At 65.2% G+C, this 19,584-nt stretch carries 20 protein-coding genes and 1 riboswitch; of the genes, 8 read left to right on the top strand and 12 right to left on the bottom strand.

The window, feature by feature from the left end; genetic code table 11:
- Positions 1 to 47: 47 nt before the first annotated feature.
- The 6 genes from gcvPB to CHB74_RS00310 form a co-directional block, all read right to left on the bottom strand.
- On the bottom strand, positions 48 to 1,616 hold the full coding sequence (gene gcvPB, locus CHB74_RS00335; protein ID WP_089217616.1) for an aminomethyl-transferring glycine dehydrogenase subunit GcvPB: 1,569 nt from the start codon (positions 1,614 to 1,616) through the stop codon (positions 48 to 50).
- Entirely contained in the window at positions 1,613 to 2,980 is a 1,368-nt protein-coding gene (gene gcvPA / locus CHB74_RS00330; RefSeq protein ID WP_089217615.1) for an aminomethyl-transferring glycine dehydrogenase subunit GcvPA, read from the bottom strand. Before gcvPA ends, gcvPB begins: the two co-directional genes overlap by 4 nt.
- Before the next feature lies 1 nt (position 2,981).
- A complete protein-coding gene (locus tag CHB74_RS00325) occupies positions 2,982 to 3,749 on the bottom strand; it encodes a class I SAM-dependent methyltransferase (RefSeq protein WP_089217614.1) in 768 nt (255 codons plus the stop codon).
- The gene (gene gcvH, locus CHB74_RS00320; RefSeq protein ID WP_089217613.1) at positions 3,746 to 4,117 is read right to left on the bottom strand and encodes a glycine cleavage system protein GcvH; all 372 of its coding nucleotides are present in this window, start codon (positions 4,115 to 4,117) and stop codon (positions 3,746 to 3,748) included. Before gcvH ends, CHB74_RS00325 begins: the two co-directional genes overlap by 4 nt.
- 3 nt (positions 4,118 to 4,120) lie before the next feature.
- On the bottom strand, positions 4,121 to 5,242 hold the full coding sequence (gene gcvT, locus CHB74_RS00315) for a glycine cleavage system aminomethyltransferase GcvT (RefSeq protein ID WP_089217612.1): 1,122 nt from the start codon (positions 5,240 to 5,242) through the stop codon (positions 4,121 to 4,123).
- A gap of 160 nt (positions 5,243 to 5,402) precedes the next feature.
- Positions 5,403 to 5,505: riboswitch (glycine riboswitch) on the bottom strand.
- Positions 5,506 to 5,588: 83 nt separating this feature from the next.
- Entirely contained in the window at positions 5,589 to 6,230 is a 642-nt protein-coding gene (locus CHB74_RS00310) for a hypothetical protein (RefSeq protein WP_089217966.1), read from the bottom strand.
- 98 nt (positions 6,231 to 6,328) lie between these two features.
- Between CHB74_RS00310 and ispH the strand changes: the two genes are divergently transcribed.
- Genes ispH through CHB74_RS00290 form a run of 4 tightly spaced genes read left to right on the top strand, consistent with a single transcriptional unit; the run spans position 6,329 to position 9,378 of the window.
- Positions 6,329 to 7,288 (top strand): 4-hydroxy-3-methylbut-2-enyl diphosphate reductase, encoded by a 960-nt coding sequence (gene ispH / locus CHB74_RS00305; protein ID WP_089217611.1) that lies wholly within the window; start codon positions 6,329 to 6,331, stop codon positions 7,286 to 7,288.
- Between the two features lie 43 nt (positions 7,289 to 7,331).
- Entirely contained in the window at positions 7,332 to 8,291 is a 960-nt protein-coding gene (thrB, locus tag CHB74_RS00300) for a homoserine kinase (protein ID WP_089217610.1), read from the top strand.
- A gap of 5 nt (positions 8,292 to 8,296) precedes the next feature.
- Positions 8,297 to 8,746, top strand: a complete 450-nt coding sequence (gene rnhA, locus CHB74_RS00295; protein ID WP_089217609.1) for a ribonuclease HI — start codon at positions 8,297 to 8,299, stop codon at positions 8,744 to 8,746.
- Positions 8,743 to 9,378, top strand: coding sequence for a DsbA family protein (locus tag CHB74_RS00290; protein ID WP_089217608.1), 636 nt, complete (start codon positions 8,743 to 8,745; stop codon positions 9,376 to 9,378). Before rnhA ends, CHB74_RS00290 begins: the two co-directional genes overlap by 4 nt.
- A 4-nt stretch (positions 9,379 to 9,382) precedes the next feature.
- On the opposite strand, the gene CHB74_RS00285 is transcribed toward CHB74_RS00290, so the two are convergent.
- The 3 genes from CHB74_RS00285 to CHB74_RS00275 all read right to left on the bottom strand — a co-directional run bounded on the left by CHB74_RS00285 (position 9,383) and on the right by CHB74_RS00275 (position 12,384).
- The gene (locus CHB74_RS00285; RefSeq protein WP_089217607.1) at positions 9,383 to 11,092 is read right to left on the bottom strand and encodes an FAD-binding protein; all 1,710 of its coding nucleotides are present in this window, start codon (positions 11,090 to 11,092) and stop codon (positions 9,383 to 9,385) included.
- A gap of 99 nt (positions 11,093 to 11,191) precedes the next feature.
- Positions 11,192 to 11,563, bottom strand: a complete 372-nt coding sequence (locus tag CHB74_RS00280; protein WP_089217606.1) for a carboxymuconolactone decarboxylase family protein — start codon at positions 11,561 to 11,563, stop codon at positions 11,192 to 11,194.
- Positions 11,560 to 12,384, bottom strand: a complete 825-nt coding sequence (locus CHB74_RS00275) for an SDR family oxidoreductase (RefSeq protein ID WP_089217605.1) — start codon at positions 12,382 to 12,384, stop codon at positions 11,560 to 11,562. The genes CHB74_RS00280 and CHB74_RS00275 overlap by 4 nt, the downstream gene beginning before the upstream one ends.
- Positions 12,385 to 12,660: 276 nt before the next feature.
- Here CHB74_RS00275 and CHB74_RS00270 point away from each other — a divergent pair, with 276 nt between their 5' ends.
- From CHB74_RS00270 to CHB74_RS00260, 3 genes are read left to right on the top strand one after another with little or no spacing between them, the layout of a single operon-like run.
- The gene (locus CHB74_RS00270) at positions 12,661 to 13,566 is read left to right on the top strand and encodes an AraC family transcriptional regulator (RefSeq protein ID WP_245842515.1); all 906 of its coding nucleotides are present in this window, start codon (positions 12,661 to 12,663) and stop codon (positions 13,564 to 13,566) included.
- A gap of 34 nt (positions 13,567 to 13,600) precedes the next feature.
- Positions 13,601 to 14,551, top strand: a complete 951-nt coding sequence (locus CHB74_RS00265) for an LLM class flavin-dependent oxidoreductase (RefSeq protein ID WP_218821354.1) — start codon at positions 13,601 to 13,603, stop codon at positions 14,549 to 14,551.
- Positions 14,548 to 15,537 (top strand): NAD-dependent epimerase/dehydratase family protein, encoded by a 990-nt coding sequence (locus CHB74_RS00260; protein WP_089217602.1) that lies wholly within the window; start codon positions 14,548 to 14,550, stop codon positions 15,535 to 15,537. Before CHB74_RS00265 ends, CHB74_RS00260 begins: the two co-directional genes overlap by 4 nt.
- Here the strand turns inward: CHB74_RS00260 and CHB74_RS00255 are convergent.
- The 3 genes from CHB74_RS00255 to CHB74_RS00245 are packed head-to-tail and all read right to left on the bottom strand — an operon-like array spanning position 15,534 to position 18,602.
- Positions 15,534 to 16,304: an SDR family oxidoreductase gene (locus CHB74_RS00255; protein ID WP_089217601.1), complete on the bottom strand. Its 771-nt coding sequence runs from the start codon at positions 16,302 to 16,304 to the stop codon at positions 15,534 to 15,536. The two genes, CHB74_RS00260 and CHB74_RS00255, sit on opposite strands and share 4 nt — an antisense overlap.
- Positions 16,301 to 17,764, bottom strand: a complete 1,464-nt coding sequence (locus tag CHB74_RS00250; protein ID WP_089217600.1) for an aldehyde dehydrogenase family protein — start codon at positions 17,762 to 17,764, stop codon at positions 16,301 to 16,303. Before CHB74_RS00250 ends, CHB74_RS00255 begins: the two co-directional genes overlap by 4 nt.
- 4 nt (positions 17,765 to 17,768) lie before the next feature.
- Positions 17,769 to 18,602: an NAD(P)-dependent oxidoreductase gene (locus CHB74_RS00245; protein ID WP_179220651.1), complete on the bottom strand. Its 834-nt coding sequence runs from the start codon at positions 18,600 to 18,602 to the stop codon at positions 17,769 to 17,771.
- 207 nt (positions 18,603 to 18,809) lie between these two features.
- On the opposite strand from CHB74_RS00245, the gene CHB74_RS00240 reads away from it, so the two are divergent.
- Entirely contained in the window at positions 18,810 to 19,481 is a 672-nt protein-coding gene (locus CHB74_RS00240) for a glutathione S-transferase family protein (RefSeq protein WP_089217598.1), read from the top strand.
- The last annotated feature ends 103 nt before the right edge of the window (positions 19,482 to 19,584 follow it).

Here is a 19,584-nt window from a genome sequence, read left to right as displayed (position 1 = left end):
TTCCGATGATGGCGGCGTGGCCGGACGGACCGGCCACGCCCGCCTTCTCACTCCGCCGCGACGGCCGTGGCGGCATCCTTCCACACCAGCACCGGCTTGCGGGCGGCCAGCGTTTCATCAAGGCGCCGGCGCGGCGCGAGATGCGGCGCGGCCTTGAGCGACGGATCGCCAGCCTTGGCCCGTTCGGCCACCGAACGCAGCGCGCCGATGAACTGATCGAGCGCTGCCTTGCTCTCGGTTTCTGTCGGCTCGACCAGCATCGCACCATGGATAACGAGCGGGAAATAGACCGTCATCGGGTGGAAGCCCTCGTCGATCAGCCCCTTGGCGATATCCAGCGTCGAGAAGCCCTCGGGCAGATTATCGTCCGAGAACAAAGCTTCGTGCATGCAGGGTCCGGACGCCGCGAAGGGCGCATCCAGCACATCTTCCAGGCTGCGCAGAATATAATTGGCGTTCAGCACGGCATCTTCCGACACCTGCTTCAACCCGTCGGCACCATGGCTGAGCATGTAGGCCGCAGCGCGCACGAACATGCCCATCTGGCCGTGGAAGGCGACCATGCGGCCGAAGGAGGCCGCGTGGTGCTCGCCCGCCGTTTCTTCTTCGACCAGGACATAATGGCCGTCCTGCTGCTCGACGAAGGGCAACGGCGCATAGGGTGCCAGCAATTCGGAGAAGACAACCGGGCCGGAGCCCGGGCCGCCGCCGCCATGGGGGGTGGAGAAGGTCTTGTGCAGGTTGATGTGCATCGCATCGACGCCCAGATCACCCGGCCGAACCCGGCCGACGATGGCGTTGAAATTGGCACCGTCGCAATAAACCAGCGCGCCCGCCGCGTGCACGGCGTCCGAAATCGCCTTCATGTCCGGCTCGAACAGGCCGCAGGTGTTCGGATTGGTGATCATCACCGCCGCGACATCCGGCCCGAGCCGCGCCTTCAGCGCCGCCAGATCGACGCGCCCCGCCGGCGTCGCCGGGATATTTTCGACCGCATAGCCGCAGAAGGCTGCCGTCGCCGGATTGGTGCCATGGGCGCTTTCCGGCACGAGGATGACCTTGCGGGCATCACCGCGCGCTTCAAGCGCGGAACGGATCGCAAGGAGGCCGCAAAGCTCGCCATGCGCGCCGGCCTTGGGGCTCATCGACACCGCCGCCATGCCGGTGAGCTTGACCAGCCATTCGCCGACCAGATGGATCAGCGCCAGCGCACCCTGCACCGAATCGATCGGCTGAAGCGGGTGAATGTCGGCGAAGCCCGGCAACCGCGCCATTTTTTCGTTGAGGCGCGGATTATGCTTCATCGTGCAGCTTCCCAGCGGGAAGAGACCGAGATCGATCGCATAATTCTGACGGCTGAGGCGCGTATAGTGACGAACGGCTTCCGGCTCCGCGAGGCCCGGAAGACCGAACGTGGCATCGCGCTCGAGCCCGCCCAGCCGGCTCGCCACCCTCGGCGGTTCCGGCAGATCGACGCCCGTGCGGTCGGTGTCGCCAATCTCGAAGATCAGCGCCTCTTCCAGCATCAGGCCCTTGTTGCCGGTGAAGGTCGCTACGCCGGCATCGGCTTCACCAGACGCCATTTCGGGGCGCCATCCGCTCTGGTTGATGCTCATCGCAGCGCCTCCTCAAGCGCATCGGCCAATTCGTCGATATCCTCGTCCGTCACGGTTTCGGTTACCGCGACCACAAGACCGTTCTGGAGAGCTTCCGCGCCGGGATAGAGGCGGCCCAGCGAAACACCGCCGAGAATGCCGTCATCGGCGAGCGCCCGCACCACCGGCCGCGCTTCCTTCGAGAGCCGAAGCGTGAATTCGTTGAAGAAGGGGCCGTTGAGCAACTCGACGCCCGGCACCTTCGCCAGCCGTTCCGCCGCGACCACCGCCTTGGCATGGTTGAGCGCGGCAAGATCGCGCAGGCCGCGTTCGCCGAGCAAGGTCATGTGGATTGAAAAGGCCAGCGCGCAAAGGCCTGAATTGGTGCAGATATTCGACGTCGCTTTTTCACGGCGAATATGCTGTTCGCGCGTCGAAAGCGTCAGCACGAAGCCGCGCTTGCCTTCCGCGTCCACCGTCTCACCACACAAGCGGCCGGGCATCTGGCGAACATATTTGTCGCGGGTAGCGAACAGGCCGACATAGGGCCCGCCGAACTGGAGGCCGACGCCGAGCGCCTGGCCCTCACCCACCACGATATCCGCGCCCATCTCGCCCGGCGAACGGATCGCGCCGAGCGCGACCGGTTCGGTGACGACCGCGATCAGCAGCGCGCCCATCTCATGGCAGCGCGCCGCCAGTTCCGACATATCGGCGACATGGCCAAGGATGTTGGGGTTCTGGACGACGACGCAGCTCGTTTCCTTGTCCACCGCCGCGATCAGCCGGGCGAGATCGTCGCCCGGCGCGCCGACGGTGAGGTCGGGCAGCTTTGTTTCCAGCACGTCGCCAGTGAACTTCGCCATGGTCGTGCAAACCGACACATAATGCGGATGCACGCCGGCCGAGATCAGCGCCTTCGCCCGCTTGGTGATGCGACGCGCCATCACGATCGCCTCCCAGCAGGCGGTCGAGCCGTCATACATCGACGCATTGGCAACATCGCAGCCGAGCAGGCGGGCGACCTGCGTCTGGAACTCGAACAGCACCTGCAGCGTGCCCTGCGCGATTTCCGGCTGATAGGGCGTGTAGGCGGTGAGGAATTCGCCGCGCTGGATCAGATGGTCGACGCTGGCCGGCACATGGTGGCGATAAGCCCCACAGCCGAGGAAGAACGGCCCCTCGCCCGCCGCGAGATTGCGACCGGCAAGCTCCTTCAGCTGGCGTTCGACCATGATTTCGGACGCGTGGTTGGGCAGTCCCGCGATCGGCGCGGAAAGCCGGGCGGCTTCGGGCACATCGACGAACAAATCGTCGATCGAGCCCGCGCCGATCGTACGGAGCATGGCGCTCCGATCGGCATCGGTAAGAGGCAGATAGCGCATGTTAAGAGGCTTTCCTCATGCTGAATCTCAAGCGGACATAATCGGCAACCCAAACCCCGTCGGGTTGCAGGAAATCTTGTTCGAGCCGCTTCTCGACGGCTTGCGCCACCTCGGCTTGCTCGGCATCGGGCACGTTGGCCGTGTCCATGAAACCGGCGCGAAAGGTACGCAGCCAGCCCGCGACGCCGGCAGGCAGCGGCGTGGGGCGCGGAATAAGTTTGGCATCCACATCGACGAACCCGGCGGCCGCATAGACGTGCACGAATTCATCGGGTGTTGGATACCATTGCGGATCGGTCACCGGCGCGGTGTATCCGCGCGCCGCCAGTTCGGCATGGAGCGCCGCCCGCAGCTTCGCGATATTGCCGTGGCCGCCCATTTCGCCGACAAAACGGCCACCGGGCTTGAGCGATCGAAACACGCCCGCCGCCACCGCTCCGCGATCGAGCATCCAGTGGAGCGCGGCATTCGAGAAAACGGCATCGAATTCCGGCCCGAAGGCCAGCGCTTCGCCATCGGCAACGCGCGCATCCAGCCCGCGCGCCAGGGCGGCGGCCACCATGGTATCGGCGGCATCCACCCCCACCACGATTGCGCCGGCATCCGCGATCTTCGCGGTCAGCACGCCATCGCCACAGCCCAGATCGAGGATATGTTCCCCCGGCTGCGGATCCAGCAAGGCGAGGACGGGTGCACCGAGCGCGGGCACGAAGCCCGCGTTCGCCGCATAGTCCTGCGCCTCCCAGCGACTGGTGGGGTTGACGCTCACAGCGTCTCTACGAACGCCTTGTAACCGGCTTCGTCCATCAGCCCGTCCAGCTCGCCGGCATTGGCCAGCGTCAGCTTGAAGAACCAGCCGTCGCTTTCGGCGGCGCTGTTGACCAGCGAGGGATCGGCCTCCAGTGCGGCATTGCCTTCCGTCACTTCGCCCGAAACCGGCGCGTAGACGTCGGACGCGGCCTTCACCGATTCGACGACGGCGGCTTCCTTGCCCTTTTCGACATTGGTGCCGGCGGCCGGCACTTCGACGAACACGACGTCGCCGAGCTGCGACTGGGCATAATCCGTGATGCCGACCGTGGCGGTATCGCCGTCGACCGAAATCCACTCATGATCCTTGGTGAAATAGAGCGTCATGGCTCAGGCTCCCTTGCGCACATAATTATGGGGGACGAAGGGCATCGGCACGACCTTCGCCTGGAACAGCTTGCCGCGCTGCTGCAGCGTGACGGTGGTATCCGCCGCCGCCAGCGAGACGGGCACATAGGCCATCGCAATCGGCACCTGCAGCGTGGGCGAGAAACCGCCGGACGTGACGCGGCCGACTTCATTGCCATCGCCGTCGAGCACAACGCCGCCGTCGCGAACCGGCTGCCGGCCTTCGACGATGAGGCCCACCCGCTTCACGACGGGGCCTTCGGCCCGTTCGATCTGAATGCGATCGCACCCCGGAAAGCCACCCTCTTCACGGCGGCGCTTGGGGATCGCAAAGCCCAGATCGGCGGAGATAGGCGTCGTATCGGGATCGAGATCATGCCCATAAAGCGGCAGACCGGCCTCCAGGCGCAGCGAATCCCGCGCGCCCAGGCCAACCGGCTTCACCTCGGGCTGTTCGCACAGCAGCGTGGCGATCGCTTCCGCAGCCGACGCCGGCAGCGAAATCTCGAACCCATCCTCGCCCGTATATCCCGAACGGCTGATCCAGCAGGACACGCCGCCGAGCCGAAAGGCGCCCGCTGTCATGAACACGAGCCTTTCGACACCCGGCGAAAGCCGCGACAGGGCATCGACGGCCTTCGGCCCCTGCAGCGCGAGCAGGGCCTGCTCGTCCATATGGTTCAGCGTCACATCTTCGGGCAGCTGTTCGTGCAGGTGGCCGATATCGTCATATTTCATGGCGCCGTTCACGACGACATAGAGGTCGCCGCGCGTGCGCGTGACCATCAGGTCATCCAGCACGCCACCGCTGTCGTTCAGCAGCAGCGAATAGCGCATGCGGCCTTCGGTGAGGCCCTTGATGTCGCCGGGCATGACCGTTTCGAGCGCTTCGTCGGCCGCCTCGCCGGATATGAGCAGCTGGCCCATATGGCTGACATCGAACAGCCCCGCGGACGAACGCGTCCACTGATGCTCGGCCATGATGCCTTCATACTGCACCGGCATCCAATAGCCGGCAAAGGGCACCATCCGGCCATCGCGCGCGCGATGCCAGGCGTCGAGCGGCAGGGTCTGCGGGATTTCGTCTGTGGATTCGTCGCTCATCTGGCACTCCCGTGTTCGTGGCCGACAAAACGCGCGGGCGTTTGTCGCCCCTCGGTTTCGTCGCCCCCTCTGTCACGGAACCTGAGAGCTTTCCCCCGGATCGCAATCCGGGGTTACCCCTTCGGTGGGGCAGTTTCCTGCCCGCTTTCCAGAGTGCCTTGTCGTCCGCGCGGTCCCTTGGCCTGAGAGATTCCGGGGCGGTTGCTCCTTCGGCGGCGACGGACAGCTCATGGCAATCCGACGCACTCTCCCGCGCGTTCGTCCAGGAATCTCTCCCCGGCGGCCTATCCGCCTTGGCGCGCGGCGGCGTTCAAGTCAACGCCCGCCGCGCTGCATTGCCGCAAAATCAACGCGTGGCGTTGTACGCCAGCTGGTCCTGCGTCAGCTGAAACCCGACCAGCAGTTCGAAGCTCGCCTGGCGAAGCGCCGAACGGACCGCCGGATCGGCCAGCGGATCGGTCGCGGCATCCGGGTCCCCAGGCTTGCGACGACGCGTCACCTGTTCCTCGATCTCGGGCGGCAAAGTCGCTGCCGAAGCCGCGATATCGGCATTGCCCCCGCCGGTCGCCGTCGCGCTGCTCTGGCCGTCAGCGAAACGCAGCGCGACGCGGCTCAGCTGCTTCGACACGATCTGCGTTCCGCCACGCGTGACGGTGGCGAAATAGGGCAGGACGACTTCGCGCGCGCCGCTGGTGTTGGTGCGCCGCGCCTGAATGTCGAACGTGGCCGTGGTGACGATGCGATCGCCCTGCTGCACGCAGGTGTTGCGCAAATTGGTGATCGTCGCGACCACATCGATCGCCCGGGCATCGCGGCTGCCGGCGGGATCGAACAGGGTCACGTCCGCCGTATGGACGGGAATCGCCACCGCCGGGCAGGAAGAACGGACGGACTTGATGCCCCCTGTTTCATCGAACTCGGCATTGGTGGCGCAGCCGGCCAGCGCCAGCGCAACGAAGCTGATGGCGATCGTCTTGGGGTGAAACAAGCGGGCAATCCTCTGCAATTCGGTCAGCCGCGAACCGGCTGGGCGCGGATCATAGGAAGCGCCTTTCGTGCAGGCAAGCAATCGCGTAGAGCCGCGGCATGGCAGACGCAAATACTACCCTTCCTCCGCTTCGCCTGTTGATCGCGGCACCGCGCGGCTTCTGCGCCGGCGTCGACCGCGCGATCCGCATCGTGGAGCTTGCCATCCAGAAATTCGGCGCGCCCGTCTATGTGCGGCACGAAATCGTCCACAACCGTTTCGTCGTCGACAGCCTGAAGGCGCAGGGCGCCGTTTTCGTCGAGGAACTGGACGAGGTTCCCGATGGCGTCCCGGTGGTATTTTCGGCCCATGGCGTGCCCAAGGCGGTGCCGCACAAGGCCGAAGAACGCGGCCTCGATTATGTCGACGCCACCTGCCCGCTGGTTTCCAAGGTCCATCGCCAGGCCGAACGGCTTGTCGATGATGGCCGCCATATCCTGTTCATCGGCCACAAGGGCCACCCGGAGGTGATCGGCACCTTCGGCCAGGTGCCGGATGGCCGCATGACGCTGGTCGAAACCGTCGCCGATGCCGAGGCCGTCCAGCCCGCCGATCCCGACAATCTCGCGTTCCTCACCCAGACGACGCTTTCCGTGGACGATACGGCCGCCACGATCGCGGTGCTGCAGCGGCGGTTCCCGTCGATCCAGGCGCCGCGGGGCGAGGATATCTGCTACGCGACCTCGAACCGCCAGGCGGCGGTGAAGGCGATTGCCGTGCAATGCGATGCCATGCTGGTGATCGGCGCGCCCAACTCCTCCAATTCACTGCGGCTGGTGGAAGTCGCCGAACGGGGCGGCGTCAAGGCGGCCCTGATCCAGCGCGCCGACGATATCGACTTCGCCTGGCTTGATGACGTCCGGACGCTCGGCATCACCGCCGGCGCCTCGGCGCCCGAAGTGCTCGTTCGCGAAGTCGTGGACAGGCTGGCGACCCGCTTCACCGTCGACGAAAGCGAAGTGACGACGGCGAGCGAGAACATGGTTTTCAAGCTGCCGCGATCGCTGGCTGCCGCCTGAGCCCGCCTCAGCCACTTTATTGTTAAGCCCCGGGGGAAAGAATTTGGCCGTCTATACGCATGTCCCAGCCGAAGAGATGGAGGCGCTGCTCGAGCGCTATGGCGTGGGAACTCTGGTATCGGCCAAGGGCATCGCCGAAGGTGTTGAGAACAGCAATTATCTGGTCGACACGACCGAACAGCGCTTCATCCTCACGCTCTATGAAAAGCGGGTCGACGTCGCCGACCTGCCATTCTTTCTCGCCTTGCTCGATCACCTCGCCGACAAGGGCCTCCCGGTGCCGCGCGCGCTGGCCGATCGGAACGGCACGCAGCTGCAGACGGTCGCTGGCCGTCCGGCCTGCCTGATCGAGTTTCTACAGGGCGTTTCGGTCAGTCACCCCACCGCCGCGCAGGCCTATGCGACCGGCGAAGCGCTCGGCCAGATGCACGCCGCGCTCGCCGATTTTGACGGGCAGCGCGCGAATGCCCTCGGCCTCGAAGGATGGGCGGCGCTGGCCCAGCGCTGCGGTGCCGATCTCGATGCCATCCAGCCCGGTCTTCAAGCGCGCGTGCAGGACGAATTGCGCTATCTTGCTGACAATTGGCCGGGGGAACTGCCGCGTAGCGTGGTCCACGCCGATCTGTTCCCGGACAATGTGCTGATGCTGGGCGACAAGGTGTCGGGCATCATCGATTTCTACTTCGCGGCGCAGGAAGTGCGTGCGTGGGACGTCGCGGTGACGCAGGCGGCCTGGTGCTTCGAGAATGACGGTACGGGCTTCGATGCCGATCGCGCTGCCGCGCTGATCGCCGGATATGACGCATCGTTCGGCCTTTCTGCCGCCGAGCGGGCGGCCTTCCCCGCCCTGGCTCGTGGCGCCTGCCTGCGTTTCCTGCTGACGCGGGCGTGGGACTGGCTCAACACGCCGGCGGACGCGCTGGTCACGCGGAAAGACCCCCTCGCCTTCCTGCGCCGGCTCGATTTCTATCGCGATGCCGTTCCGGAGACACTCGGGCTGTGAGTGACATGACCGATGTGGAAATCGCCACCGACGGCGCGTGCAAGGGCAATCCGGGGCCCGGTGGCTGGGGCGTAGTGCTCCGCGCCGCCGGCAAGGAACGCGAGCTTTCCGGCGGCGAAAAGCTGACGACCAACAATCGCATGGAACTGATGGCCGCGATCGAGGGGCTGGAGGCGCTCAAGCGCCCCTGCCACGTCACCTTGTCGACCGACAGCCGTTACGTGATGGATGGCCTCACCAAGTGGATCAAGGGCTGGTTGCGCAACGGCTGGAAAACAGCCGACCGCAAGCCCGTCAAGAATGCGGATCTCTGGCAGCGCCTTCTGGCCGCCGCCCAGCCACATCGCGTCGACTGGGTGTGGGTGAAGGGCCATGCCGGCCACCCGGACAATGAGCGGGCCGACAAGCTGGCGAGCGACGCCGCGATCGCGGCTGGCAGTCACCGCGCGATATGAGCCTGCGGCGGCGCGACATCCTGCAATTCGGCGCGGCGCTCGCCATCGGATCGGGTGCCGCGATCGCGCTCCAATATTTTCGGCCTCTTGGCGAGAAGGTCAACGAAACGCCGGCCGTCGAGAGCATTCTCGCCGATCCCGACGCCCCTCGCACCGGGCCTGAAACGGCCAGACTGACGATCGTCGTCTATTCGGATTATGACTGCGCGATCTGTCGGCAATCGCACGACGCGATGCACGCGGCATTGGCGGGGCGGAACGACGTTCGCGTCCTTTACAAGGAATGGCCGGTGCTCGGGCCGCGCTCCGATCGCGCTGCACGGATTGCGCTCGCCGCCGACAAACAGGGCATCTACGCGGCACTCAACGACGCATTGATGCGCCGATCGACCCGGCTGGACGATGCCACCCTGCGCGGCGCCGTCGAACGTGCGGGTGGAGACTGGGCACGGATCGAGGCGGATCTGACAACCGATGCGAAGCGCATCGAACAGGCACTGGCGCGCAACGCGACCGAGGCCTTTGCCCTCGGCCTTCGCGGTACACCCGCTTATCTGATCGGGCCGGTATTGATCCGTGGCGGCCTCGACGAAGCTGGCTTTCGCCGCGTGCTTCGCGAGGCCGCCCGATAGAGCATCAGCCGGCGGGCTGGTTAGCGCCCGTCATGTCGCGCGCGGCGGCATAGCCGAACGTCATCGCCGGGCCGATCGTGGCGCCGGCGCCCGGATAGGAGCCCCCCATCACCGATGCGGCGGTGTTGCCGACCGCATAGAGCCCCTCGATCCGCTTCCCCGCCTGATCCAGCACCGCGCCGGCGCTGTCGGTCACCAGGCCGCCATTCGTGCCGATATCGCCGGGATTGACCGGCAGCGCGTAGAATGGCGCCTTTTCGAGCGGCAGCAAATTGGGGTTGGGCTGAACCTTGGGGTCGCCATAATAACGGTCATAGGGCTGATGCCCACGCCCGAAATCGGGATCCTCGCCCTTGCGGGCGTTGGCGTTGAAGCGTTCGACCGTTTCGACAAGCGCATCGACTGGTAGACCCAGCTTTTCGGCCAGTTCGGCAATGCTGCTCGCCTTGGTGACGATTTCCTTCACCTCGCCGCGCATGGTGAAATCCGGGAATACCGGCATCACCGGGCCCATCGGGTATTTTTTACGGAAGGTCGCGTCGAAGATCACATAAGCCGGCGTCGTTTCGGCACCTGGCAGGTTCTTCTCGAACATCTCCTTGCCGCAGATGTGATAGGACGCCGCTTCGTTGGTGAAGCGCTTGCCGGCCTGATTGACGATCATCGAACCCGGCAGCGAGCGTTCGAAGAATAGCGGGCGCGCGCGATCCTCGCCCGGCACCTTGATCGTGGGGGCCCACCAAGCCGAATCGAGCCGATCGACCGCCGCACCGATCTTCTGCGCCGCAATCAGCGCATCGCCGGTGTTGCAGGGCTGGCCGCCGCTGGCGTCGGGATCGGGCGACTGCTTCAGGTTGGCGCCTCGCAGTTCGGCGTTCCGTTCGAACCCGCCGGCCGCCAGGATCACGCCCTTGCGCGCGCGGATGCGCTGGTGGCGGCCATCCCGGGAAACGATCGCGCCGACCACCCGACCGTCTTCGACGATCAGATCCTCGAACGCGGTCTTGCGCCACAGCGGCACATGGCGCTTGTCCATGGCGAGCTTCAATCGCGCGACCAGCGCATTGCCGCCGGTCAGGAAGCGCGCGCGATCGGATTTGATGCGCTGGCCGACGTCCGAATAATAGCGCCAGAGCACCTTGATCAGGCTCTTGATCCAGCCCGGCCAGCGCGTGATCATCGGCGCGGCCTCCGCCGCCGTCCAGCTGATCTTACCGAACAGCATCGCGGCGGGGTGCGTCGGCCGCATCCACTTCAGGTCGTCGCCCAGCAGGCGCCCGTCCACCGGCACCGGATCATGGCTGCGCCACCCGAGCTTACCGCCCGGAAGTTCGGCGTGATAATCGGTGTAGGGGATCGAGTTGTAGAGGACATTCGCCTCGCGCTCGACATATTGCAGCATCGCAGGCGCGGTATCGACGAACGCCTCGATCTGCTTGCGATCGACCTTGCCGGCCAGTGCGGCGATATATTCGATCGCTTCGTCGCGCGAATCTTCCTGACCCGCCGCCTTGGCGAGATGGCTGTTCGGGATCCACAGAACGCCGCCCGACGTTGCCGTAGTGCCGCCGAAAAGTTCGCCTTTTTCGATGACGAGCACATCGGCGTGGTTGTCCGCCGCCACGATCGCCGCCGTCATCGCGCCTGCGCCGGACCCGACGACCAATATGTCGGTTTCATGGTCCCAGCCGGCCGTGACCTTCCCCTCCATCATGCACTCACCCTCTGCAACTCGCGCATTCCGCGCGGCAATTTTGAAACTGTTGGAACACGGCATGGCAACGAATGCCGCCCGCCGCAACGTCCGATCGGATTAGCTTTGTTCGGCCAGCACCCTGTTCAACACCTGCTGAAAACCGGATGCGCGCGGATAGCCGACATAATTGACCATGAAGACCAGGATTTCGCGCGCTTCCGCCGCCGTCAGTTCGCCATTGGCGAGCGCCGCGCGAAGCTGGACTTCCTGAATGCCGGTTTCGCCTAGCGCGAGAACCGCGCCGATGATCAGCAGGCGACGCGAACGGATGTCGAGCACGTCACGCGACCAGATTTCGCCGAACAGATGATCGATCGTATTGTCGATGAACGCATCGCGCTTTTCGGCCGGCGGGATCGGCACGACCGGGCCATAGACCCGGCCGAACATGGCCTCGCCGGTTTGACGCCGGCCCTCGACGCCGCTCACGCCACCGCCTCCGCCAACAGCCGGTCGAGCGCAATCTGGCCCGTCGCCATGCCCGCCGTGAAACCGGCATCGGTGATGAAGTTGCAGCCGTTGATATAGCTCGCGCCTTCGGAATTGAGGAATATCAGCGGGAAGGCCTGCTCCTCGGGCGCGGAACGCCGGCCAAGTGGCTGGGTATAGACATCGATCACCTTGGCACCGGCAAAGCTGTCGAAATCGGGCGTCATGCCGCTGATCGTCGGCCCCGGGCTGAGCAGGTTGAGCCGGATGCCGCGATTTTCGGCAATCCGCGCCGATTCGCGCATGGCCCACACGATGATGGCCTCCTTGGAGAAGGAGTAAGGATCGCCGAGTTCCGCCAGTCGAGGCTCCGCCCACGCCACTGCCGCACTGCCGTCAGACGTCGTGACGAATTCGGTGACCGTCGCGGCGCGGGTGACCCAGCCATTGCCGGCCGTCGAAGCGATGATCGCAATCGCCCCGCCATCGCGCACCAGCGGCCGCGCCCGCTCGATAAAATAGCGGGCATTGATGAAGTTGACCTTGAGCACATCCATCGCCGGATGCGTCTGCGGCAGACCCGAACAATAATAGATGGCGTCGAGCGGGCCGGCGATCTGCCCCAAGGCCGCATCTATGGAGCCGGTGTCGCGCAGGTCGCAGAGCGTGAACGCGCTTAGGCCGATACCGTCGACCGACTTCCAGTCCATGCCGTGCACGCGCGCACCCAGCCGAACGAGTTCCTCCGCCGTCGCCCGGCCGATGCCCGAATAGCAGCCGACAACCAGAACATTCCTGCCCTCATGGGACCAAACCGACATCCACCCTCTCCTTATCCGCTTGTCCGGCCCATCCTTCCATCGCCGTTCCCAGGGTCGCGAGCGCGACCTGTTCGGAAATAGGGACAAGTTTCGCACAACGGACGCAAACTCCGCCTCGCATCTTCTCTCTTTCTATGACATGCGCAGCGATGTTATTAGCTCCTCACGCATAACAGAGAGACGAAGGCGTCCAAACGATAAAATGCGGAAACGGAGAATCGGATAACTGAGAGAGGTGCGACGCACGTGATCGAGACAAAGCCAGCGGACACCCCGATGTCCTCCCCCCAGGTCGATGCGGCCATCGCCGCACCCAATTGCGCCATTCAGATCGTCAGCATGGTCCACCCCTCGCCGGTGGAATTCAGCCATGTCGAAGCGCATCACACGATCGCTATGCAGCGCCAGCGCAAGCAGGCCTTTTCGTCCGGGCGCTACCTTGTGGAAGGCGCCGAGAAGCGATTCGAAGATATCGGCCGGGTTCTGGTGGTGCCGGCAAACGTGCCGTTGCAGGTGCGCGCCGAAGGCGGGCCGACGCAGGCGGTGCGCTGCATCTTCAGCCAGGATGCCTATGCCCGGATCACCGGCCTCGACGAACTGGTGCACCCCAATGAAATGGTCGGCTGCCTGGACGTCAAAAGCCCGCGAATCACCGACACGCTCGCCCGCCTTGCCAATGAAGCTGAAGCCCCGGGCTTTGCGTCGCGCGTGCTGGCGGAGGCGCTTGGCACTTCGCTGATGGTGGAAATCGCGCGCTATGTGAACGACCTGCAGCCGCGCTCGACCATCCAGCGCGGTGGCCTGGCCCGGCGCACGCACCGCCAGATCATCGAGTATGTCGAAACCCAGAACGGCACGCCGTCGCTCAGCGATCTGGCCAAGCTGACCGGTCTCAGCCGGCGCCACCTGAGCCGCGCCTTCAAGCAGACCACCGGCCAGACGATCTACGATTATGTCGAACAGGTTCGCTTCAATCGCGCGGCCAACATGCTGGCGGACACCGATTTCCTGATCAAGGACATCGCCTTCAAGCTTGGCTTCACCTGTTCGAGCAGCTTCTCGGTCGCGTTCCGCCGGGCTTGCGGCGAAACGCCCAAATCGTTCCGCAAGCGCATGCGTCCGGGGGCAATCGAAGAAGCGGAAACCCCGCGCAGCGGAGCCCCCATCCACGCGGCTTTCTGACGTGGCGCGCATAGAGGCCGTCCTCCGCCTGAACATGAGTGGTCAGGCGGAGACGCGGAGCGCCGAATCCGACCGTTATCGCGCCGCGATCGCGATGTCGGAGTTTGCCGACAAGGCCGGCTTCGCGGTGGTCAATGTGGAGGAGCATCACGACGCCGCGTTGGGCTGGCTGTCGTCGCCGCTGCTTCTGGCCGGGATGATCGCGGCACGGACGAGCGACATCATCATTCGCGGCTCCGCCGTGCTCGGCCCGCTATATGACCCGATCCGGCTGGCCGAAGATCTGGCGATGCTCGATCTCGTCAGCCGGGGGCGTTTCCTGATGGTGCTGGGGCAAGGCTATCGCCCCAGCGAATATCACGCGATGGATCGGGACTTCGATACGCGGGGCGCCGATACCGATTTCCTGATCGAAACGCTGTTGAAAGCATGGAAGGGCGAAGCTTTCGACTATCGCGGCCGCACGATCCATGTGTCGCCACCGCCCTACACCCAGCCGCACCCGCCGCTTTATTATGGGGGCATGAGCGCCGCCGCCGCGCGCCGTGCCGCGCGATGGGGGCTACCCTTCCTGCCCGGCCAGCCGATGCCCGAGATCGAGGCAATCTATGTGGCCGAGTGCGAACGGCTGGGCGTGGCGGCGCAGGTCGAAACCTTCACCGACATGACGCAGATTTTCGTCGATCCGGACCCGGAAGCGGCTTGGCGCGAACTCGGCCCCTTCTTCCTGCGCGAAGTCGATCAATATGCCGAATGGATGAAGGCCGGCGTGCAACGCGTCTATGACGCCGGCAGCGGATCGATCGAAGCGCTGCGCGCCGCCGGGACCTATGAAATCCTGACGCCCGCCCAATGCCTCGAACGGGCCCGATCGCTCGACCGCCCATGGCGCCCGATCCTGCACCCGCTGGCCGGGGGCATTGCCCCAGAGCGCGCGTGGCGCTGCCTGCAACTTTTCCGGGATGAGGTGCTGGCGAAGCTGTGAGCGGCACCATCCTCGTCACCGGCGCCGGCGGATTCCTTGGCAGCCATGTCGTTCGGCAATTGGCGGCGGACGGCCGGCGCGTCAGGGCCTTTGTCCGCAAGTCGACCAATGTGGCGGCACTCGCGGGATTGCCGATCGAATGGGCCTATGGCGATGCGCTCGACCCCGCATCGGTCCACGCGGCGATGGCGGGATGCGAAAGCGTGATCCACTGCGTGGTCAACACTCAGGCCTGGCTGCGCGATCCGACGCCGATGTTGCGGGTGAACGTGGATGGGCTGCGCATCGCCATCGACGCGGCGCTTGCCCATGGTGTGCAGCGTTTCGTGATGACGAGCACGATCGGCACGATCGGGCTCAACCCCGGCGGCCTTTCCACCGAAGAGGACATATTCAACTGGGCCGCCAGCGCCGGACCCTATATTCGCGGCCGTGTCGAGGCCGAAGCCCTGTTCTTCGACGCGGTGCGCCAACGCGGCCTTCCCGGTGTCGCGATGTGCGTTGCCAATACCTATGGCCCCGATGATTTCGCTCCCACGCCGCATGGCCGGCTGCTGGCGGCGGCGGCATCCGGCAAGCTCGGCTTCACGATCGACGCGGGATTGTCCTGCGTGGGGATCGAGGATGCCGCTACCGCGATGATCCTGGCGGTGGAGCGCGGGCGGATCGGCGAGCGATATATCGTGGCTGATCGCTGGCTGCGCTATGAGGAGCTCTGTTCGATCGCCGCCGATCAGGCCGGCCAATCCCGGCGTTTCCGCAAGCTGCCCTTTCCCCTGCTCTATGCCGCCGGGTTTCTGGCGGACGGCATCGCCCGCCTGCGCGGACGCGACAGCCAGTTGTCCGTCGAATCCGTGCGGTTGAGCCACATCATGAACGATATGTCGGCGGCCAAGGCCCGGACGGAGCTTGGCTGGAGGCCGCAGCCCGTCGAACGATCCATCCGGGCGGCGGTCGATTGCTATCGCGCCCGCGGGCTCGCTTAGCCGCCCTCCATCACCTTGGGATGGCGCCCCACGGGCCGCATCATGACGAATTCGAACGCCGCCTTGTCGGGCAGATCGAAGCAATGGGCGATCTGCTCGCCCACCGCCTCCACCTCCATCATTCCGTTCCAATAGGGGCCGCGTTCCAGCCATTCGGTATAGGCCGCGCCGGCCACCGCTTCGTCCCAGCCCTGGCCGAAACCGGTTGCGGTATCGCCCGGAATGAAGGTCGTCACACCGATATCGTCCTTCTGCACCTCGTGCCGCAGTTCATCGGCAAAGCGCTCCAGTCCGGCCTTGGTCGCGCCGTAGATCGACAGGAAGCTGAACGCGCCATCGCGGTGAACCGTGGCTGACGAGACGTTGACGATGCGCCCGCCGCCGCGCGCGCGGAGATAGGGGATCACCGCCCGGCAGGTGAGGATCGGCGCCAGAAAATTGATGCGGATCTGTTCGTTCAGCTGATCGAGATCGAGATTTTCGACGGTGTTGGGATAAGCCACGCCGGCATTGTTGACGATGCCGTCGATACCGCCGAAATGCCCTGCCACCTTCTCCATCGCCTCGCCAATCTGGCCCGCGTCGGCGATATCGAGCGCGATCGGCATGGCATCCCCGCCGATAGACGCGGCCGCCGCAGCCAGACCTTCGGCGTCCCGCCCCCACAGCGAAACCCGCGCGCCCCGCCGGGCAAGCGCCGCTGCTGTGTGGAAGCCCATGTTGCGCGCCGCGCCGGTGACGATCACCGTCTTGCCCGATACGCTCATGCGTCCACCCCGATCGTCTTGGTTTGCAGATATTCCTCGAAACCCTCGACGCCCATCTCGCGCCCGATGCCGCTTTGCTTGTAGCCGCCAAAGGGCGAATCCGGGGCAAAGACGTTAGCAGCATTGATGTTCACGGTGCCGGTGCGAATGCGCCGCGCCACGTTCAACGCCCGCTCCGGATCCGCCGACTGGACGGCGCCGCCAAGCCCATAGATCGATTCGTTGGCGATCCGAACCGCGTCATCGTCGTCGTCATAGGGAATGGCGACGAGGACCGGCCCGAATATCTCCTCCTGCGCGATCCGCATGTCGTTGCGCACATCGGCGAACACGGTCGGCCGGATATAATAGCCGCCTTCAATCTCCGCAGTACCGCCCCCCGCGACGATGCGGGCGCCTTCCTGCTTGCCCAGATCGATATAGCCGAGCACCCGATCATATTGCGCGCGCGACGCCACCGGACCTAGGATCTGCTCTTCGGACGCCGGGTCCCCATAAGGCATCTGGTCGTACATCGCGGCGATCGTCGCCACCGCTTCGTCATAACGGGATCGGGGCAGGAGAATGCGGGTGGGCAGCGAGCAGCCCTGCCCCGCATGATAGCAAACCGCGAGCGACGAATAGAGCGCATCGGGAAATGGGGCGTCGTCGAGCACGATATTGGCCGACTTCCCGCCCAGTTCGAGGAACACCCGTTTCAGCGTCGGCGCGGCGGCGGCCATGATCCGCCGCCCGGTCGCGGTCGATCCGGTGAAGGAGATGATGTCCACGCGCGGATCGGCGACCAGTTGCTCGCCAAGCCCGGCCTTGTCCGCCCCGGTGACGACGTTGAGCACGCCCGCAGGCAGCCCGGCACGATGGGCCGCTTCGGCAAGGAGAATGGCCGACCACGGTGTTTCCGGCGCGGGCTTCAGCACCACCGTGCATCCCGCCGCCAGCGCGGCCGTCACTTTGGCAAGATTGATCTGCACCGGCATGTTCCACGGCGTGATCGCACCGACCACGCCCGCCGCCTCCTTGATCACCAGGCGACGCGTCGGATGGCCCATGGCGGTCGCCACGCCGATGTCGCGCTGCCATTCGTAGCGGCGGGCCAGATCGAGCGTCCATTCCATGAAATTGATCGGAAGGTTGAGCCCCGGACCACGGGTGACGCCGATCGTGGCGCCGGTTTCGGCTGAAATGCGGGCGCGATAATCATCGGCCAGGTCGAGCAGCGCGTGCCGGAAGCGATCGAGATGATCCAATCGCTTGCCGACGTTCGTCGACCAGTCGGTCGTATCGAATGCGCGCCGCGCCGCGGCGATGGCGTCATCCATGGCCTGCGCGGTGCCATCGGCGGCTTCCCCGACCTTCCGGCCCGTTGCGGGTGCGATGTTGCCGTATGTCGCGCGCCCCTCGGCATCGCGGAAAGCGCCGTCAATGTAAAGCTGCGACGTCGGGAATGTCATTTCGGTCATCGGTTCAGAACCTCGTTACGGCGGCGCGGAAATGCTGGGCGGTCGCATCGCCCAGGGGAACGGCAAGGCCGCATTCCCCCGCGAGTTCAGCGGCGAGCGACAGATCCTTTTCAGCGAGCGTCGCCAGCGCCGTCTGCGTCGCGGCAAAAGCTGCCGCGCCGATCTGCTCCGGCCCGGCCGCTCGAAAGCCGACATAGGCGCGCATCGCAGGCGTAAGATTGCCGTTATCGCCCATCACCTCGCTTAGCTTTGCCGGGTCCAGGCCGGCGGCGGCGGCAAGGCGATATGCCTCCACTGCGCCCAGCAGCTCGACATAGGTCACGAGATTATTGACGATCTTGAGCGCCATGCCCTGCCCCACGGGGCCGGCATGAACGATGTTCGAACAATAAGCGGCAAGCAGCAGGCGGGCGGTTTCGATCGCATCCGCATCGCCGCCGACCATGCAGGTCAGCCGTCCGTTCCGCGCACCATCTGCCCCGCCGGTAACGGCGGCGTCGATGACGGAGACGCCCTGACGCGCGGCGCGTTCAGCCAATTCGACAACCGTTGCAGGCCGCACGGTGCTGTGGATCGCGATCAGCCCGCGCGACATCGTGCCGAGCAGCGCCGTGACGACCGCGTGCACATCGGCATCGTCGCGCACGCATAGGCCGATGAGTTCCGCCCGACGCCCGACATCCGCTATGTCGGACGCGATGGCCGCGCGCCCATCGAACGACCGGGCTGCCTCCGCCACGACATCGAACACGGTCAGGTCGAACGCGCCACCGACCAGCCGTTCAGCCATCGGCAGGCCGATATTGCCAAGGCCGATATAACCCACCTTGAGCGCCATTTTCGCTCCTCTCATCCTGCGGGCTTGTTGCCGCCCGTCATTTCGGGTGCAGGTCTAGCCAACCCCATCGCCGCCGAGAATGAGCATGCCGGAACAAATGGCCAGATGTGACGATTTGGCCCGGAACTACATGTTCAACGGAATATTTACGTTAAAGGCACAACAGCCCTTCCGCCCGCGCGATCACGCCCGTAACAAGGGCGGGCTATGTGGCAGTTGTTCCAATTTCCGCTCTGTCCGTTTTCCCGCAAGGTCCGGCTCCTGCTCGGCGAGAAGGCCGTAGGGTACGAACTTGTCCGCGAATCGCCCTGGGCGCAGCGCGACGAGTTTCTCGACATGAATCCCACCGGGCAGACGCCGGTGATGGTGGACAGTGCCGCCGGATTGGTGCTGATCGATTCCAGCACGATCTGCGAATATTTCGAGGAAACGATCGACAAGGCATCGATGCTGCCCGGCACCGCCGCCAATCGCGCGGAAATCCGGCGGCTCGTCGCCTGGTTCGATGAACGCATGTACGCCGAAGTGGTGGCGCCCCTGATGCACGAACGGATGCTCAAGCGCATCGTTCACCGCATGACGCCGGACGCCAAGGCCCTGCGCGAAGCGATGAAATCCGCCAACGCGCATCTCGATTATCTCGATTATCTGCTCGATCACCGCCGCTGGATCGGCGGGCCAGTGCTGAGCCTTGCCGATCTGGCCGCCGCTGCGCATCTTTCGGTCGCGGATTATCTCGGCGGGATCGACTGGCGCGGCCATGATCGGACCAAAGAATGGTATGCGGCACTGAAGTCGCGCCCCAGCTTCCGTCCGCTCCTGTCCGAACGGATGGAGATCGTCGGCCCGCCCGATCATTATGACAAGGTCGACTTCTAAAGCCCTCCTCGTACAGCCCCGGCACGCCCCGCCGCGCTGACAGATTGCGATCCGCCCAAGCCGTTCGGGCGCGCCGACCAGCGCGACCGAGCGGCTTTTTGCG

It is taken from the genome of Edaphosphingomonas laterariae, from assembly GCF_900188165.1.
Lineage (GTDB): Bacteria > Pseudomonadota > Alphaproteobacteria > Sphingomonadales > Sphingomonadaceae > Sphingomonas_E > Sphingomonas_E laterariae.
This window is presented reverse-complemented; position numbering and strand designations above follow the sequence as displayed.

Bases quoted from the DNA above. Each gene is read 5' to 3' on its own strand.
- gcvT (WP_089217612.1), bottom strand. From the start codon at position 5,242: ATGAGCGACGAATCCACAGACGAAATCCCGCAGACCCTGCCGCTCGAC.
- CHB74_RS00275 (WP_089217605.1), bottom strand. From the start codon at position 12,384: ATGTCGGTTTGGTCCCATGAGGGCAGGAATGTTCTGGTTGTCGGCTGC.
- gcvPA (WP_089217615.1), bottom strand. From the start codon at position 2,980: ATGCGCTATCTGCCTCTTACCGATGCCGATCGGAGCGCCATGCTCCGT.
- gcvH (WP_089217613.1), bottom strand. From the start codon at position 4,117: ATGACGCTCTATTTCACCAAGGATCATGAGTGGATTTCGGTCGACGGC.
- CHB74_RS00255 (WP_089217601.1), bottom strand. From the start codon at position 16,304: ATGAGCGTATCGGGCAAGACGGTGATCGTCACCGGCGCGGCGCGCAAC.
- CHB74_RS00245 (WP_179220651.1), bottom strand. From the start codon at position 18,602: ATGGCGCTCAAGGTGGGTTATATCGGCCTTGGCAATATCGGCCTGCCG.
- rnhA (WP_089217609.1), top strand. From the start codon at position 8,297: ATGACCGATGTGGAAATCGCCACCGACGGCGCGTGCAAGGGCAATCCG.
- CHB74_RS00285 (WP_089217607.1), bottom strand. From the start codon at position 11,092: ATGATGGAGGGGAAGGTCACGGCCGGCTGGGACCATGAAACCGACATA.
- gcvPB (WP_089217616.1), bottom strand. From the start codon at position 1,616: ATGAGCATCAACCAGAGCGGATGGCGCCCCGAAATGGCGTCTGGTGAA.
- CHB74_RS00240 (WP_089217598.1), top strand. From the start codon at position 18,810: ATGTGGCAGTTGTTCCAATTTCCGCTCTGTCCGTTTTCCCGCAAGGTC.
- CHB74_RS00270 (WP_245842515.1), top strand. From the start codon at position 12,661: ATGTCCTCCCCCCAGGTCGATGCGGCCATCGCCGCACCCAATTGCGCC.
- ispH (WP_089217611.1), top strand. From the start codon at position 6,329: ATGGCAGACGCAAATACTACCCTTCCTCCGCTTCGCCTGTTGATCGCG.
- CHB74_RS00290 (WP_089217608.1), top strand. From the start codon at position 8,743: ATGAGCCTGCGGCGGCGCGACATCCTGCAATTCGGCGCGGCGCTCGCC.
- CHB74_RS00250 (WP_089217600.1), bottom strand. From the start codon at position 17,764: ATGACCGAAATGACATTCCCGACGTCGCAGCTTTACATTGACGGCGCT.
- CHB74_RS00265 (WP_218821354.1), top strand. From the start codon at position 13,601: ATGAGTGGTCAGGCGGAGACGCGGAGCGCCGAATCCGACCGTTATCGC.